General features: G+C 62.7%; 13 protein-coding genes and 1 riboswitch. Of the genes, 6 read left to right on the forward strand and 7 right to left on the reverse strand.

Translation table 11 applies throughout. The features are described from left to right. Positions 1-39 precede the first annotated feature (39 nt). Together BLT26_RS06310 and BLT26_RS06315 are read left to right on the forward strand one after the other, a co-directional pair. Positions 40-771, forward strand: coding sequence for an OmpW/AlkL family protein (locus BLT26_RS06310; RefSeq protein ID WP_091510355.1), 732 nt, complete (start codon positions 40-42; stop codon positions 769-771). A gap of 451 nt (positions 772-1,222) precedes the next feature. Further along, entirely contained in the window at positions 1,223-3,454 is a 2,232-nt protein-coding gene (locus BLT26_RS06315) for a TonB-dependent receptor (protein WP_091510358.1), read from the forward strand. Positions 3,455-3,511: 57 nt separating this feature from the next. Here BLT26_RS06315 and cobO read toward each other — a convergent pair whose 3' ends face one another. From cobO to BLT26_RS06340, 5 genes are all read right to left on the reverse strand, one after another. After that, positions 3,512-4,138, reverse strand: coding sequence for a cob(I)yrinic acid a,c-diamide adenosyltransferase (cobO, locus tag BLT26_RS06320; protein WP_091510361.1), 627 nt, complete (start codon positions 4,136-4,138; stop codon positions 3,512-3,514). 204 nt (positions 4,139-4,342) lie between these two features. Continuing rightward, positions 4,343-6,205 (reverse strand): TonB-dependent receptor plug domain-containing protein, encoded by a 1,863-nt coding sequence (locus tag BLT26_RS06325; protein ID WP_175453044.1) that lies wholly within the window; start codon positions 6,203-6,205, stop codon positions 4,343-4,345. A 126-nt stretch (positions 6,206-6,331) separates the two neighbouring features. Beyond that, a riboswitch (cobalamin riboswitch) is annotated at positions 6,332-6,463 on the reverse strand. 357 nt (positions 6,464-6,820) lie between these two features. Further along, positions 6,821-7,606 carry an ABC transporter ATP-binding protein gene (locus BLT26_RS06330; RefSeq protein ID WP_091510369.1) on the reverse strand — a complete coding sequence of 262 codons (786 nt, stop codon included), beginning with the start codon at positions 7,604-7,606 and terminating at the stop codon, positions 6,821-6,823. Then, a complete protein-coding gene (locus BLT26_RS06335) occupies positions 7,603-8,598 on the reverse strand; it encodes a FecCD family ABC transporter permease (protein ID WP_245720614.1) in 996 nt (331 codons plus the stop codon). The genes BLT26_RS06330 and BLT26_RS06335 overlap by 4 nt, the downstream gene beginning before the upstream one ends. Next, positions 8,582-9,421, reverse strand: a complete 840-nt coding sequence (locus BLT26_RS06340) for an ABC transporter substrate-binding protein (RefSeq protein ID WP_091510373.1) — start codon at positions 9,419-9,421, stop codon at positions 8,582-8,584. Before BLT26_RS06340 ends, BLT26_RS06335 begins: the two co-directional genes overlap by 17 nt. A gap of 161 nt (positions 9,422-9,582) precedes the next feature. Between BLT26_RS06340 and BLT26_RS06345 the strand changes: the two genes are divergently transcribed. Further along, complete coding sequence (locus tag BLT26_RS06345; protein ID WP_091510377.1) at positions 9,583-9,966, forward strand: DUF6249 domain-containing protein; 384 nt, start codon at positions 9,583-9,585, stop codon at positions 9,964-9,966. Positions 9,967-9,997: 31 nt separating this feature from the next. Here the strand turns inward: BLT26_RS06345 and radA are convergent, their stop codons facing one another. Continuing rightward, positions 9,998-11,392: a DNA repair protein RadA gene (radA, locus tag BLT26_RS06350; protein ID WP_091510381.1), complete on the reverse strand. Its 1,395-nt coding sequence runs from the start codon at positions 11,390-11,392 to the stop codon at positions 9,998-10,000. 147 nt (positions 11,393-11,539) lie between these two features. Between radA and BLT26_RS06355 the strand changes: the two genes are divergently transcribed. Next, positions 11,540-12,247: a 4'-phosphopantetheinyl transferase family protein gene (locus BLT26_RS06355; protein WP_091510384.1), complete on the forward strand. Its 708-nt coding sequence runs from the start codon at positions 11,540-11,542 to the stop codon at positions 12,245-12,247. A gap of 163 nt (positions 12,248-12,410) precedes the next feature. On the opposite strand, the gene BLT26_RS16735 is transcribed toward BLT26_RS06355, so the two are convergent. Continuing rightward, positions 12,411-12,524 (reverse strand): hypothetical protein, encoded by a 114-nt coding sequence (locus BLT26_RS16735; RefSeq protein WP_425435277.1) that lies wholly within the window; start codon positions 12,522-12,524, stop codon positions 12,411-12,413. Positions 12,525-12,980: 456 nt separating this feature from the next. Here BLT26_RS16735 and BLT26_RS06365 point away from each other — a divergent pair, with 456 nt between their 5' ends. Both BLT26_RS06365 and BLT26_RS06370 read left to right on the forward strand, forming a co-directional pair. Further along, entirely contained in the window at positions 12,981-13,367 is a 387-nt protein-coding gene (locus tag BLT26_RS06365) for a hypothetical protein (RefSeq protein ID WP_091510388.1), read from the forward strand. 262 nt (positions 13,368-13,629) lie between these two features. Further along, positions 13,630-16,338 (forward strand): TonB-dependent receptor domain-containing protein, encoded by a 2,709-nt coding sequence (locus BLT26_RS06370; RefSeq protein ID WP_217631379.1) that lies wholly within the window; start codon positions 13,630-13,632, stop codon positions 16,336-16,338. The last annotated feature ends 63 nt before the right edge of the window (positions 16,339-16,401 follow it).

The following is a 16,401-nucleotide window of genomic DNA, read 5'->3' on the forward strand; positions in this document are numbered from 1 at the left end:
GTCGGTAAGGAACAGGGATTTTCAGGGAATGATCGCCCGATGAAAGCTGCCGTCACCCCCATCATCGCCCTCACCACCTTTCTCTTGGCCGCCGGCGCCCTGGCAGAGAACCGCCAGGGCGATGTCATTGTCCGCGTGGGTCTGGGCGCCACCGTACCGGATGACAAGTCCAGCGAGGTACAACTGAATGGCACCCCCCTACCCGGCAGCCGGGTACTGGTGGACGACGGCTACGCCGCCACATTCACCGGCAGCTGGATCTTCGCGGATCACTGGGGAGTGGGGCTGCTGCTGGCCACACCCTTCGAACATGACCTGGATGTACGTGGGCTTCCCGACGCCGAAGGCGCTTCTATTGGCCAGGTACGCCTGGGCGACATCCAGCACGTGCCCCCCACACTGACCGTGCAATGGTTCCCTGTGTGTGTCGAGTCCTGGGTCCAGCCATACATCGGCTTTGGGGTTAATTACACCACCTTCATGGATGAAAGCATTGCCGGCCCCGCGAACCTCTACTTTGTCGATGTTCTCGGCGCCACACGCGGCGCGAGCCTGGAACTGGATGATTCCTGGGGGCTGGCCGGCGAGGTCGGGGTGGACATGCATTTCGGTCCCCGCAGTCGCTGGCTGTTCAATGCCGCAGTCTGGTACCTCGATATCGACAGCGATGTGGATATCCGCTTCCGCTCCGATACGGGTGTTAACCGGGTCACCACCGATCTGGAAATCGACCCTTTCGTTTACAGCGTTGGTATCGGTTATCGTTTTTGATTTTCCGGCAATCGACGCCTGCTCTTAACCTGCCGCTTCACACTGCAGCCACACTCCCAATGCCTGCCCTTGCAGGCGCGGACGTTTCTGTATAAGGTAAAATCTTGCTATAAGCCGGGCTTTTCTTCAGAAAACCCCGGCGTTACATAGAGACCTTTCAGGGGCAGGCAAGCCTGCCAGTTTCAGGCCGGTTCGGACTCATAATAAATCCTTCCGCCATCTGCGGCCTGCCCCAATTCGCTGTTGCTAAAGAATCGCTGTTGCCAAAAACAAGAACAGACAACTCTTTCAGCGCTTTTCACCTGCCCACGCAGGGCTTACCCGCGCCCCTTACCACCGGGACTGCAATAATCTCGCAGCCTGTAATCACGTGTAATAGGCCCGAAGCAAGCGCAAGGGATTAACAGAAAGAGCTGTGCAAAATAATTTATCGCACGACAAGGAGAGTATTATGCATCGCCAGCAGCACACCCTCGCCGCGGCCATTCGCCGCCACGTCACCCTGGCCAGCCTCGCTCCGGCGCTAATGGCCGCATCATTTTCCGGATCTACGGTCGCAGAACAGCAATCGGTTCTGGAAGAGGTCACCGTTACTGCCCAGAAACGCGAGCAGTCGATGCAGGATGTATCGGTCGCGGTCAGCGCCTTCTCCGGCGACGCCATCGAGAAGATGGGATTCGAGGAGGGTCTCGATATTACGCAGCAGGTGCCCAACATGAATTTCTTCGCCATTTTCGGCGAAGCCTCCAGTCCCTCTGTGAGCCTGCGCGGCATCAGCCTGGTTAATTTCTCCGATTCCTGGGAATCGCCGGTATCCATCTATGTGGATGACGTCTACCGCGGCAACCCGGCCGGCTCCGCTATCCAGCTGTTCGACCTGGAGCGTGTGGAGGTACTGCGCGGGCCCCAGGGCACCCTGTACGGGCGCAACACCACCGGCGGCTTGGTGCACTATGTTTCCCGCAAGCCCACCGATGAATTTACCGCGAGCGCAAGCGCGAGCCTGGGCAGCTACTCTGAGCAGATTTTCGAGGGTGCCACCGGCGGCGCCCTGGCCGATGGGATTCGCGGGCGTTTCGCCTTCAAGAGCACCACCAATGACGGCTGGCAGACCAATACGGTTACCGGTGACAAGCTCAACAACACCGACAGTTTCGGCTACCGCGGCCAGCTGGACTTCGACATAGGGGAAAGCGGCGGTCTGTTACTGAACATCCATGGCAGTGAGGCGGACCAGAACTCGGTCGGCTTCGCCCATATGGGTTACCTGGAAGCACCCGTCGCCGGTGCGGCGAAATGCTCGATATCCCGAATCCAGGATGGTCTCTGTACCAGCGATACCTTCAAGATGACGGGCGCCGAGGCGGTGAGCGGAAAATTCAATCCAGAGCACGTTGCCAGCGGTGCGGCCAACGGGCTGATCACCCGGATCGATACTTATGGCACCTCCGCCACACTGGACTGGGAATTCGAGAATTTCACGCTGACGTCTATCACTGCTTACGAGGAGCTGGACAAGTTCCTGCAGGACGATGGCGACGGGACCGCAGTGGTGTGGTTTGACGAACAATATGCCGTGGATGCAGAGCAGTACACCCAGGAGATTCGCCTTAATGGCGCAACCGATAACGCTACCTGGGTGACCGGTTTCTACTACTACAAGGACGACCGGGGCCTGGTGACCGAGGCGCCAACCACGGCGGACGGTCTCTGGCACCAGGAGATCGTCGCGCTGGACAGCGAATCCTGGGCGTTGTTCGGACAGGTGGAATACGACCTGGCCCCGACCCTGACCTTGGTCAGTGGCCTGCGCTATACGGAAGAGGAGCGGGACTTCGCGCAGGACTCGGGCCCCAGTTTCTATACACCTCTTTCGGTACGCGACGACCTGAGTGAGAGCGCCACTACTGGCCGCATCGGCCTGGACTGGCGCCCGGCCGATGACACGCTGGCCTACGCCAGTTTGTCCACCGGTTTCAAGAGCGGCGGGTTTTCCGGCAGCTATAACGCCTCCCTGGAAGCCACCCGCCCGGTGGGCGCCGAGGGCATCACCAACTTCGAGGTGGGGCTGAAAACCACCCTGGCCGGGGCCTACCGCCTCAACGCCGCAGCCTTTCACTACACCGTGGAGGACTACCAGGCCCAGGTGTTCCTCACCGTGGCTGATGGCAGCGTGATCACCAATGCGGGCGATGTGGACGGTACCGGTGCGGAAATCGAGCTGACAGCACCCATCACCGATAACTTCGAGATAATCGCTGGCGCCGGCTGGCTTTCCACCGAGTTCGACTCCGAGCAGATATTCCTCGTCGCCGGCGACAGCTACACGCTGGACGGCAATGAGCTGCCCTCGGCCCCCGGGTTTACCTACAACCTCGTGGCCCGCTATTACCAGGGGCTGGGCCATGCGGGCGAGCTGGTTTTCCAGGGTGATTACTCCTGGCAGGATGACCACTACCTGCAGATCGAGAACGATCCCTACTCGCGCCACGAGGCCTATGGCCTGGCCAATGCCAGTGTCAGCTGGCACTCACCATCGGACCGCTACAGCGTGCAGGCATTCGTCAATAACCTGGCCGACGAGGAGTATTTCACCTACCAGAATACCCTCGGCAGCGACTGGGGTTACGGTGTCTGGGGCCAACCGCGCACTGCCGGCATGCGCCTTAACTGGAAGCTTTGATCGCCCTGTTGCCCCTGCAATATGCCCGCGGCAGCGCTCCTGCCGCGGGCACTCCACCTACCACTCAATGCCCTTGCGCGCGGCAATACCGGACTCGAAGGCATGCTTGTGTGGCCGCATTTCCGTCACCGTATCAGCGATGTCTTTCAGGTATTGCTTCGCCCCCCGGCCGGTGATGATCACCGACTGCTCCCGCGGGCGGTTTTCAATCGCGGCGATTACCTCTTCGCGCTCGAGCCACTTGTAGTTGAGGGCATAGGTGAGTTCATCCAGGACCACCAGGTAGACCGATTCATCGGCAAGTGCCGCGCGCAGTCTTTCCCATAATGACAAGGCGGCCGCCCTGTCGGCCTCGAAGTCCTGGGTCTCCCAGGTGAAGTCGGTTCCCATCTCAAACCATTGCAGTGGGAATTGCTCCGCAGGCAGGCCGGTCAGCAGGTTTTTCTCGCCGCACTCCCAGGCTCCCTTGATAAACTGCCCGACCACCACCTTGTAGCCATACCCCAGGGCCCGGGCCACCGTACCCATTGCAGCGGTAGTCTTGCCCTTGCCATCACCGGTATACAGGATGGCGATACCCCGCTCCTCCAGTGCCCGGGCAATACCGGCATCGACAATCTCCTTGCGCTGCTGCATACGCCGCTTGTGGCGCTCGGTTTTTTTATCGACGCCCGAATCGCTCATGGACAACCCCCTGCTTCAAAAACTTCGCGATAGGAAAACTGTAGGAGCGGCCCATGGCCGCGATCCCACGGCGGGAAAAGGCACCGGCATCCCGCTTGGCAAAAACCTACCCCGTAGGAGCGGCCGCTGGCCGCGACCACTGAATGGCCCGGCCTGCGCGAGGCACCGCGAATTTCCCGGCCAGCGACCGCTCCTACAGCGGACTCAAAGAGTCAGTTCCAGCCCTGCATAAACTGCAGCCCCGGCCGTATTGTAGCCGGCCACCTCGCGGTAATCCTCATCGAGAATATTCTCACCGCGCAGGTTCAGTTGCAGGGAATCAGATACCCGGTACGAAGCTTTCAGGTCTAACCGGTTGTAATCATCCAGGGAGACAGCCGGGCCGAAGAAACCCGGGGCCGCGCTTAGCCGGTTTGCCACATGGCGCCAGTTCAGCCCCAGGGCCAACCGGTCGCCCGGCAGGTGATAACTGCCACCCAGGTTGTAGACCTGCTCCGGCACCTGCAGGCGCTGCTCACCATCCGCATCCTCGGTTTCCAGGAAGGTGCCATTGAAATACCAGTCGAGCCGCTCCGCCAGGTTACCGGACATTACCAGCTCCAAGCCCTCGGAGCTGCTTTCGCCGTCGTCCTGCCCATAGGCACCGAAACCCGAATTACCGAGCCTGTAGTCGAAGACAATGGCATCCCGGATCTGCTGGTCGAAATAGACCAGCTCCACCTGCAGCCGCTCGGCAAGTCGGTACTCGGCCGCCAGCTCATAGCCGCGGCTGGTTTCCGGCCCCACCGGCGCCGCACCCTCGCCGATGTTATACGCCAGTTCGAAGGGGCTGGGTGCCCGGTAGCCGGTGCCGTAACTGGCGCGGAGCTTGGCCTCTGCTTCCTTGCCCAGCAACAGGGGATAAGCGATGGAAGAGCGCCAGCTGTCATGGTCCTCGTTTTCCAGCCGGTCGCGACGGACACCAATTGAGTAATGGAGCAGCCCGGCGAGCTCGGCCCGCCACTCGCTGAACAGCCCCAGGCTATCGAGCTCCCGGGCGCTGAAGGCACTGGAGAATTCCTGTTGCTCGTACTCCGCCCCCCACAGCAATTCGCCACCCGCAACAGGTGTATTGCCAACATAGTTGAGCTCGTCGATGCCCCCCTCCACCGCGAAGGAGCTGGCCCCTGCGCTGAGACTGTCGCGCTCGATATCCTGTCGAGCCACGGCCAGCTGGTGGGCGACGTCGGCCACCCGGTAATCAGCACTCAGGCGATAACTGGCCTGCTTATATTCATCGAGGCAATTGTTGGAGGTGGAGAAGCCCGCGAAGCAGCCATCGAACTCTGACTCGCTGTCGGTATGGCGCGCCTGCGCGCGCAGGGCCAGTGCCTCGGTCACCTGGTAACCCAACTGGGCGCTGGCGGTACGATTGCGATAACCGTCCCTTTCGCCGCTACTGTCCGCAACCTGGCTGTTGAAGCCGTCCGTTTCCAATACGCCCAGGTCCAGCCGGTAGTCCCAGCGATCACTTTCCCCGTAGAGGCTGGCGCTGGTATCGCGACTGCCGTAACGCCCGGCCCCGACCGCCAAGGATCCGCCCAGCGGTGCGTCGGCCTTTTTGGTGATGATATTGATCACGCCACCGGCGCCGGCGCCGTACATCATACCCTGCGGGCCGCGCAGGACCTCGATCCGGGCAATGTCGTTTGCCAACAGGTGCTGGAACTGTGTGGCCACCTGGGTGTTGGCCGGGTCGGCAATGTTGACCCCGTCCAGCAGTACCAGGGTGCGGTAATTGCTCTCGCCACGCAGGTAGAGGTTGCTGACCTTGCCGGCTCCACCATTGTTACTGATGGCAACCCCGGGCAGAGTTCGCATGATATCCAGCAGGCTGGTGTAGCCCAGCCTCTCAATATCAGCGGCGGTGACGACCGATACCGATACCCCCAGTTCCCGTCGCGGTATTTCCACGCGGCTGGCAGTAACGGACATCTGTTCCAGTTTGCCGTTGTCATCGGCAGACACGACATGGGTAGCCGCGGTAAGCAGTGGCAGGAGCGCTGCCGGGAGAAGAGTTTTGTTCACAGTGATTCCCCAATCTCGAAAAAGAAACGGATTGAGGGAGGGTGAGTGCAATCGGTGCATACTTCAGGGGACTGGCCGGTAAAACTGCCTGCCACCTCACACAGACCAGACAAAGCCCTCCGCTTTATCCAAGAGATGCAGAGGGCCGGTATCGGGCTTACCGCGATAGCGGCTCACCGTTGCGGGGGCAGCGCCGGACTCACTGAAACCAGTTCACCGGACTTCCCGTTTAACCCGACCAAGCGTCTTTCCCCAGGATGCTTCTCACACGAAGCGGATAGACACTGCCGGGCACCCAAAGCGGACGGCAGTATAGCAGCGAAGTCATCCGGCGCGAACCACAACAGGCAAACAGGTGCTAGGCTGCTCATCAGGGCATTGTCGGCCACGGTTGAGGGAGCAGGATGAGCACACTCAAGGAACTGGAGCTGGCGAAACAGGAGCTTCAGGATGCGGAACAGCGTTGAAAACAAAGCAATGGTAAAAGTGCCGGGCAGCAACAGCGGGAAATCGAAGCCGCGCGGGAGCGGGTCCGTCACCTGGAAAAGGCGTTGCAGGAATCGGGCGACGGTCGAGGCCGCGACCGGTCCAGGTCGTGAAGGAAGGCTCCGGCGTTTATAAAACTTCCAACGGCACGAAGTCCGCCACGCCGTCGCGCCAGCGGAATTCGCAACTGACACCGTAGACTGCGCCAATCAGGTCGGGCGTAAAAACCTCCAGCGGCGAGCCCGACGCACGCAGGCAGCCAGCCTCCAGCAAGAGAACACGATCGCAGTAGCGGGCCGCCAGACCCAGGTCGTGCAGTGCCAGCACCACCGTGCGGCCGCTGTCGGCCTGCTGCCGGAAATTCTGCATCAGTTGCAGCTGGTGGCGGATATCCAGTGCCGCGGTGGGCTCGTCGCCGATGATCAGCGCCGCATTGCCCACCAGCAATCGCGCCAGCTGTACCCGGCGCAATTCGCCACCCGATAATTGTGTCACCGGGCGATTGGCCAGGCCCAGGGCATCCACCTGCCGCAGCGCATCCAGCACCCTGGCGTTGCGGTCCGGCGTCTTTCCCCACGGCAGCAAACCCAGCGCCACCAGGTCGCGGGCGGCCAGGCTCCAGGCGGGCATCTCCGCCTGGGGCAGGTAGGCGCACAGCTGCGCCCGCCTGGCAGCGGGGATCGCCGACGCGTCCTGCTCACCGAATTCCAGGCGGCCCCTGGCCGGCGGCAACACTCCGGCCAGGGCCTGTAACAGGCTGCTCTTGCCCGCACCGTTAGGTCCCACCACCGCGGTGAGTTCACCGGGGTGCAGCCGGCAGCTGAGATTGTCGACTGCCCGCTGCCCATGCCGGTCGACCGCCAGCTCACGCACTGTCACCAGCAGCATTTCCCCGCTCACTTTTTCTCGGCTCACAGTGCCACCCCCCGGCGCGCGCTCACGATCAGCCAGAAAAAGAAGGGCGCCCCGATAAAGGCGGTCACCGCGCCGATACGCAGCTCCTGCGCACCGATAAAGTTGAGCACCAGGATATCCGCCATTAACAGCAGCAAGGCGCCGGCCAGCGCGCTGGCCCACAGCAGCCGCCCGGGGTCCTGTTTTACCAGCGGCCGCACCAGGTGCGGTACCACAAGGCCTATAAAGCCGATAGTACCCGCCACCGCCACCGCGGCCCCGACCGCAGCGGCAATGCCCAGCAGAATGGCCAGCGGGTAGCGGCGTCCGCCAAACCCCAGCGATACGGCGCTGGCCTCTCCCAGGGACAGGGCCCGCAGGTAATTGCGCCCGGAAAACATCAGCAGCGCGCCGGCCACAACAAAAGGCAGTGCCAGCAGCAACTGGTCCCAGCCGCGGTTGGCCAGGGAGCCGAGCAGCCAGAACACGATTTCCTGCATGGCGAACATACTGGGGGCATAATTCAGGGCGAGCGCCATCAGGGCGGACAGGAAGGCATTGATGGCCACCCCGGCCAGCACCAACCGGCTCGCGCTGGCGCCGCGGCCGGCCAGCAACCAGACGCAACCCACCGCCACAAAGGCACCACCGATCGCCAGCACCGGCAACAGCCAGCCCGACTGCCAGGCCAGGCCATAGTAGAGGAGCAGTATCGCTGCCAGTGCCGCGCCGCTACTCACACCCAGCAGCGCCGGTTCTGCGAGCGGATTGCGCAGCATGCCCTGCATGGCCGCCCCACCCATGCCCAGTGCGGCACCCACCACCAGCGCCAGCAGCGCGCGGGGCATGCGTAACTGCCACAGGATAACTGCGTCACTGCCCTGCCCGGCCCAGCCACTGGCCAGCGCAGGGCCCAGGTCGATATCCACCGGGCCGCTGGCCAGTGCCGCGAGCAACGCCAGCGGCAAGGCCAGTACCAGCAGTCCCAGTATTGCGTTACTGCGATTCAACAAGCTCTGTTCTCTTTTCCGCGAGTTTTTTCATGGTTTCCGCCGCCACCAGCGCAGGGCAGAAGCCCAGTTCTGCCGGCAGGGTAAAAACACGGCCGCGCTGGATATAGCCCTGGATAACCGGGTGGCGCGCCGCCAGGTGGGCGAGGGCGAATTCCCTCTCACCACCGTAAAACACCAGCAGGTCGGGTTGTGCTGCAACCACTTCTTCCAGGGACATTTTCCGCAGCTGCTCCGCGCCCTGCCCGGCGGCCAGGTTCCGGAAGCCGCTCCGCTCCAACAGCTGGTGCTCCAGCATGCCGCTGCCGTAGGTGATGTTATTGGCCGACAGGATCAGGGCCGTAGGTACGTCGCCGTCATTTCCGGATGCCGGCATCGACGTTGATGCCGCCACAAGCGACTGCAGCATAACGTAGTGGGCTTCCAGTTGCGGGTTTTCACCCAGTACCTCGCGCAGCGCCTGCAGCTGCTGTAGCAGCTGCTCCAGGCTGTGGGCGTCGGGAATGGTTACCACCCGTACTCCCAGCTGCCGCAGGCGTGCCGCCGCCCGGCCGGCGCCGTACTGGCCCACCAGCACCAGGTCCGGATCCAGCCGCAGCAGCTCCTCTGCCCGGCCCCGATTGAGGTGAATACCGTCCGGCAGGGGTGCGCGACGATAGTGATCGTTATCGGCGAGCCAGGTAACCGAAACCACTTTCTCCGGTGCCACCCACTCCAGCAGCAACTGGTCCAGGCACAGGTTGAGGGAGGCAATTCGCTCCTGGGCGGCAACGGCAGGGGCAATTGCCACTAACAGGAGCGACAGCAGGCGGGATACGAGATGCATTTCTTCTCTGACTTCCTGAACGGTCTGTTTGCAAGGTTCGCGGGAGAGCGAGCTGCTGCACTCACCCCTGCCCGGTGACAACAGTTGAATCCAAATCGCCGCTTCAGCGCATCATATCCACAACATAAACAAAAACTTTACGACGAGAACTGGAGAACAACGTGAACGAAGCGACTCTTGCACTCCTGGTCCCTTTCGGGGTCTTCCTGCTGATCGGGGTCTCACTGTGGCTGGTGTTGAGCTATCGCGCCAGGAAAAACCTGGAAATCCACAATACCGTGCGCCTCGCGCTGGATAAAGGCGTCGACGTGACACCGGAACTGATTGAGCGCCTCGGCGCCAACAACCAGCCACACCCGCTGCAGGACCTGCGGCGCGGTATCGTCTGGATTGCCACCGCCGTCGGCATCGCGCTGTTTGGCTTTCTCGTTCCGGACCCAAGCAACCATGCCTTCCTGGCCTTACTGGGCATTGCCGCGCTGCCATGTGCTATCGGCTTTGGTTACCTGGCCATGCACCAGTTTTCCCGGCAGAGGCCAGCCTGACAAACCTATCGGGTAACCCTGCAACGGGCGCTCAGCTCATTTCTATCGCGCTGAGTGCCTCTGCCAGGGTCTTGACCGCAATCATTTCCATCCCCTCGATATCATTCTTGAGGCGGTTGGCGGCCGGGACTATGGCCTTGCGGAAGCCGTGCTTGGATGCCTCGCGCAGGCGCTCCTGGCCCGAGGGCACCGGGCGAATCTCTCCCGCCAGCCCCACCTCGCCGAACACCACCAGGTCCCGCGGCAGGGGCCGGTTGCGGAAGCTCGACACCACCGCCAGCAGCAGGGTAAGGTCGGCACTGGTTTCCATGACCTTCACGCCGCCCACCACATTGATAAACACATCCTGGTCCCCCACCAGCACACCGCCGTGGCGGTGTAGTACCGCCAGCAGCATATTGAGCCGGTTCTGGTCCAGGCCCACCGCGACCCGGCGCGGGTTGCCGAGGCTGCTGTCGTCCACCAGCGCCTGCAGTTCCACCAGCAGCGGCCGGGTGCCCTCCCACACCGAGGTCACCACCGAGCCGGCCGCTACCTCCTCGGCGCGCTGCAGGAAAATGGCCGAGGGATTGGAGACCTCTTTCAGGCCCTGCTCGGTCATGGCGAACACCCCCAGCTCGTTGACGGCCCCGAAGCGGTTCTTGTGCGCACGCAGGGTGCGGAAACGGGAGTCGTGGGTGCCCTCCAGCAACACAGAGCAGTCAATAATGTGCTCCAGCACCTTGGGGCCGGCCAGGCTGCCATCCTTGGTCACATGCCCCACCAGGATCAGGGCGGTACCGGTCTGCTTGGCGTAGCGGGTAAGGTAGGCGGCGCTCTCGCGCACCTGCGCCACCGAGCCCGGGGCTGACTGCACGTCGCTCATGTGCATCACCTGGATGGAGTCCACCACCATCACCTTCGGTTGCACCTCTTTCGCAATATGGCAGATGCGTTCCACATCGGTCTCGCTCAGCATCTGCAGGTCATCGGCAGGCAGGCCCAGGCGTTTCGCCCGCATGGCCACCTGCTGCAAGGACTCCTCGCCGGTGATATACAGCGCGGGCATCCGCCCGGCCAGGTGGCACAGGGTCTGCAGCAGGATGGTGGACTTGCCGGCGCCGGGATGGCCACCGATCAGCACCACCGAGCCGGGCACCAGCCCGCCACCCAGCACCCGATCCAGCTCCGACGCTCCGGTGGGCGTACGCGGCAGCTCGGTCAGGTCGATTTCCGACAGTTTCTGCACCCTGCCGGCCCCCGCCGCCCCGGCGTAGCCGGCCTGGGCATCAGTGAAGTCGGCCGCGCGGCTGTCGCGGTGCTCCGGGCCCAGGCGCACCTCGCTGAGGCTGTTCCAGGTGCCGCAGGCACTGCACTGGCCCGCCCACTTGGAGTAGTCGGCACCGCACTCGTTACACACATAGGCGGTCTTGCTTTTCTTGGCCACGGCCTGTCCCCCGGAAACATCAGTCACAGTTGGCCGCAGAGTTTACCTGCCCGGGCCAGCCGGGGAAAACGCGGGGAGGGGCCCGGCTGGCGGCGACGGCCGCCCAGGAGTAGCATAAGTCCCTCCCTGGAACCCGCCGAGGAACCCATGCCCACCCGCGCCTGGCTGCTTAAACTGGACGAATTCGCCCCCGACGGAAAGAAGGTCCGGGAGCTTGCACAACTGCTCTCCGCCGACGAGCGGGTGCGGCGGGACAGCTTCCGCAGCGCTTCCGCCCGCCAGCACTTCCTCCTCAGCCGGTTGCTGCTGCGCCGGGTGCTCGGTGAGATTACCGGCCGGCCGCCACAGGCCCTGCGGTTTGAGCGCTTGCCCTCCGGCAAGCCTGAGCTGGTCGACGAGCCCGGGCTGCACTTCAGCCTCAGCCACAGTGGGGACTGGATCGCACTCGCGGTCAGCGAGGATTCCCCGGTCGGGGTAGATATCGAGCAGCCGCGACGGCAGCGGGACATCATGCGCATTGCCCACCGCTACTTCCATGCCGACGAGTGCGCCCTGCTGGAAGCGCCACCGGAAAGCGAAACCCTACGGCAGTTCTACCGCCTGTGGACCCTGAAAGAGGCCTTCTTCAAGGCCAGGGGCACCGGTATCTCCGAGGGACTCGACAGGATCAGCTTCGCCAGTTTCGAGCGGGATCACCGGGCGGTAATCGACCCGGAGCTGGAGGGCGACGCACCCTGGCAGTTCTACTATGCCGAAAACCCGCTCGCGGAGAGCCGGGATTTTTACCTGGCCGTGGCGGGACAGGACCCGGACCTGGAAAGGCTGCACCTGGTACGCGGCCTGCCGGGGAAGTGACATTTGGCCGGCGAGGCTCAGGGGGCAATCCTGCCGCGCAGCAATTCCCCCCGTCATAGGGGAACACGATTGCCGGATCCGTTTTTTCTGTCCGATGGCCTCTTCCCGGGCAAGCGACTGCCCGGAGCAGGTGCCGGATCACATTCAGCCGCGCCTGTTCCTCTCAGTCGATATCCAGGTAGTCCTTGATTATCTGGATCCCCGAGTTCACCAGCATATGCTCGAACGGCACCACCCGGGTTTCGCGTGGACTGAGGTATTCGACGATACGCTTGATGGTGCCATCCTTCCCGGCCGCATCAGCCCCTCAAAGAGCACCAGGATCTGCAGGTTATTCGCGATCAGCTGCCGCTGAGGGATACGAGGCGGACCTGCGGGTCCCGCAGCTGCGCTTGTATCCTGCCGTACCCTCTCTGCGATCCCGGTCACCATGCTTCTGGCCTTTCATCGCAGTCTCCCGGGGACTCATCCGCTTGCCACATCAGTCTGTCCCGACCAGCACCCAATAATTTGGCGGGCTGATAACACAAAACAACAACGCGAAAGGATGCTTATCCGCAGTACGGTCGAGAATCCGCAAAAATCATTTAACCTTGCCTGTCGCCGAACTCCAGATAAGCCTCGCATCCCGGTAATTGGCGTAAAGCCACCTGCCCACCGGACTTGTATAGACAACTGTTAGCGCTTATTCTCGAGCTGTTTCATGATAATAATTACAGACCCCGAAATACCGATGCCCCTTGCCCTTACGCGCATATTGCTGATTACCTTGGCGCTGGCCCTGAACGGCCAGGCTTTCGCGGCACCCTGTGCCGGGGGCAAGAGCGGCGGCGAGCAGGGTGGTGAGCATCACCAGTCCGGGCACACAGTAAAACACTGCGCCCCCGAGGCCCATCACTGTGCCGCAGCAGGCACCGCCCGCTTCTCCAAAGTACAGGATAGCGGCACCGAGAGCTGCGAGCAGGCCTGCAGCTGCTGCCCGGGCCACTGCGCAAGCGCTGTGCCGGGGAACGAACTCACCGGAGCTGCCAATCACTACGCCATTGCCAGCACCCTTTACTCTGAAATCCACTCCACTCCCCACCCCGAAACAGCCTTGCGGCCTCCAATTACCGCCTGACACAGGACAGGTGCGCCCTGGCGTTGCCGAGCCCCCGCGGGCGAGCGCACGCGAAGCTTAACCTGCACGCCTGTTAAATGCCGGTGCTGAAGGCACATCATCGAAAGCTTCCAGCAACGTCTCACAGAAACCTGCTTTTGTCTTAGGACCATATGGAGTGGCTCTCCGGGCTGCAGCGCGTACCGCTGCGCGCGGGCCCCGCAGCGCCGCCGAAAAAAATATAGAACTACAGGACACAGAGATGACTCGTCACAGCAATAAAATGACCAGAACCCCGCTCTTCGTCGCCCTGGCTGCCGCAGCAGCCGGCTATGGCCAGCTGGCACTTGCCCAGGGGGATACGCCCGCAGCCAAGCCCGAAATCGAGGAAGTAAGCGTTACCGGCTCTCGCATCAAGCGCGCCGACATCGAGGGCGTCGGCCCGGTAACAGTGCTGAGCGAGGCCTCCATCGAGGCCACCGGCCACAGCTCGCTGGAGAACCTGCTGCAGTCCATCCCGGCCGCTGCCGGCTTCGGTGGCAACCAGACCAATGCCTACTGGACTTCCAACGGCTGGGGCACCCCGCAGATCAACCTCCGCGGCCTGGGCATCAACCGCACCCTGGTAATGGTCAACGGCCGCCGCGTGGTGAACGGCGGCACCGGCGCCAACAGCAGTGTCGACCTGTCCATGATCCCGATGTCACTGATTTCCAGCATCGAGGTACTGAAAGACGGGGCCTCGGCCACCTATGGTGCCGATGCGGTGGCCGGGGTGGTCAACCTGATTACCAAGAAGCAATTCGACGGCCTGGAGATTGAAGGCAAGTACGGCCAGACCGCGCTCGGCGACGGCGAGGAAACGGTTCTCGATCTGACCTGGGGTATTTCCGGTGACCGTGGCAACCTGATGGTCAACATGAGCTACCAGGACAATGGGCCCTCCCCCCTCGTCGACCGCGTACCCTGCCCGCTCACCGGCGACAGCTATACCGAGTGCAGCGGCAGTTCTTCCACCATCGGTGGCCGCACTACCCTGCCCGCCGGGGCGGTGCTGGCCGATGGCACCGTGCTGACCGAGCCCACCCGGATCAACTTCAACCAGGACCCGAACGGCGACGGCGACTTTTACGAGCGTTACGACGGCGCCAAGCACGGCTTCAACTACAACCCTTACTTCAATGCCGTGCAGCCGATCGAGCGCTTCAGCTTCACCACGCTCGGCAACTTCGCGATCTCCGACTCGGCCAGCCTGTTCACCGAGCTGATGTTCACCAATCGCCAGTCAATGCAGCCTGCATCGCCGGCGAGCCTGTCCGGCATCGCCTACTCCGCCGATCACCCGACCAACCCCACCGGCACCGACTTCGTGCTGGAGCGGCGCCGCCTGCTGGAGAACGGCGCGCGCGACTTCTACCAGGAGGTGGACACCTGGCGCGCGGTGACGGGCATCGAGGGCGATATCAATGGCAACTGGGGCTATGAGGTCGCCTTCAACTGGGGCCGCAATACCGCCACCGACGCCATCGCCAACAACATCAACATGCAGCGCGTCGGCGAGACCCTCGACCCCAGCCTGTGCGGCATGAACGGCATCCCCTGCGCCGACTACCTCGGCTACGGTGACGTCACCGTCGATGTGCTGGACTATATCGTGTTCAACCAGGAGGGCACTGGCGGCAACGAGCAGAAGAGCCTCAGCGCCAACGTGAATGGCGACCTGTTCGAGCTGCCCGCCGGCACCGTCGGCTTTGCGGCCGGCATGGAGTGGCGCGAGGACAGCGGCTGGCGCAAGCCCGACTCGCTGGTACAGGCAGGCTATGCGCTGGGCAACCAGGCGGACCCCATCTCCGGCTCCACCGAGGCCCGCGAGGTGTATGCCGAGATGCTGGTACCGGTCCTGGCCGGGCTGCCGCTGGTGCAGTCCCTCGATGTGGACCTGGCGATGCGTTACTCCGACTATGACCTGTTCGACGGCGAGGACACCTACAAGGCTGGCCTGAACTGGCAGGTGAACGACATGCTGAAGGTGCGCGGCACCATGACCACCGCCTTCCGCGTACCCAACGTGCCGGAGCTGTTCGGCGGCGTATCCGAGGGCAACCTGACCACCGTTGACCCCTGCTCCGACTACGCCTCGCTGGATCCCTCCAGCACCGTCTACCAGAACTGCCAGGCGGCGGGCGTACCGCTGAACTACACCCAGCTGGGCACCACCATCCTGACCGATCGCGGCGGCAACCAGGACCTGACCCCGGAGAGTGCAGAGACCTTCACCCTGGGCCTGGTACTGCAGCCGCTGGACGGCCTGTCGCTCACCCTCGACTACTTTGATATCGAGATCGACGACGCCATCCGCGAGGTCTCCGGCTCCACCAAGCTCGCCATGTGTTACGAGTCAGCCAACCTGGGCCACGCGTTCTGCGCACCGGACCAGCACACCCGCAACCCGGTCAATGGCGACGTGAACTACCTGTCCACACAGAAGTTCAACACCGGCATGGAATCCATGCAGGGCATCGACTTCGGCGCGCTGTACGATTTCGATTTCGCCGGCCTGTCGCATACGCTGGACTTCAAGGCCTCGTACCTGAAGGAATATGAGACCGTGGCGTTCGACGGGGACGAGCCGTTTGTGCTCGCCGGCTACATCGGCAGCGGCAACGGCGGCTACCCGCACTGGCGCACCAATACCTCGCTCACCACGCGCGGTAACCAGTGGAGCGGCACCTACTCGATCCGCATGATCGGCGAGGGTGACGACTTCAACGCGGACAGTGGTATCGGCTCCAGCATGCCCAACATCTTCTACCACAATGTGCAGTTCTCCTACGCGATGAGCGAAGCACTGCGGATGAGTGTGGGTATCGACAACCTGTTCGACCAGGAGGCGCCGCGGGTGGCCAGCTGGACGGACGGTAACACCGACACCATGACCTACGACCTGGCCGGCATGCGCAGCTACCTGCGGATGACCTACCGGTTCGACTGAGACATTCACGGCGGCGGGAGTTAAACTCCCGCCCAATGTCTAATTTCTCAACAGTTGTTTTAA

The organism is Microbulbifer yueqingensis (assembly GCF_900100355.1).
Classification (GTDB): domain Bacteria; phylum Pseudomonadota; class Gammaproteobacteria; order Pseudomonadales; family Cellvibrionaceae; genus Microbulbifer; species Microbulbifer yueqingensis.

What these genes read in the sequence shown, in the direction of transcription:
- BLT26_RS06310 (WP_091510355.1), top strand. Translation starts at nt 40, where the DNA reads ATGAAAGCTGCCGTCACCCCCATCATCGCCCTCACCACCTTTCTCTTG.
- BLT26_RS06315 (WP_091510358.1), top strand. Translation starts at nt 1,223, where the DNA reads ATGCATCGCCAGCAGCACACCCTCGCCGCGGCCATTCGCCGCCACGTC.
- cobO (WP_091510361.1), bottom strand. Translation starts at nt 4,138, where the DNA reads ATGAGCGATTCGGGCGTCGATAAAAAAACCGAGCGCCACAAGCGGCGT.
- BLT26_RS06340 (WP_091510373.1), bottom strand. Translation starts at nt 9,421, where the DNA reads ATGCATCTCGTATCCCGCCTGCTGTCGCTCCTGTTAGTGGCAATTGCC.
- BLT26_RS06355 (WP_091510384.1), top strand. Translation starts at nt 11,540, where the DNA reads ATGCCCACCCGCGCCTGGCTGCTTAAACTGGACGAATTCGCCCCCGAC.
- BLT26_RS06365 (WP_091510388.1), top strand. Translation starts at nt 12,981, where the DNA reads ATGCCCCTTGCCCTTACGCGCATATTGCTGATTACCTTGGCGCTGGCC.
- BLT26_RS06370 (WP_217631379.1), top strand. Translation starts at nt 13,630, where the DNA reads ATGACCAGAACCCCGCTCTTCGTCGCCCTGGCTGCCGCAGCAGCCGGC.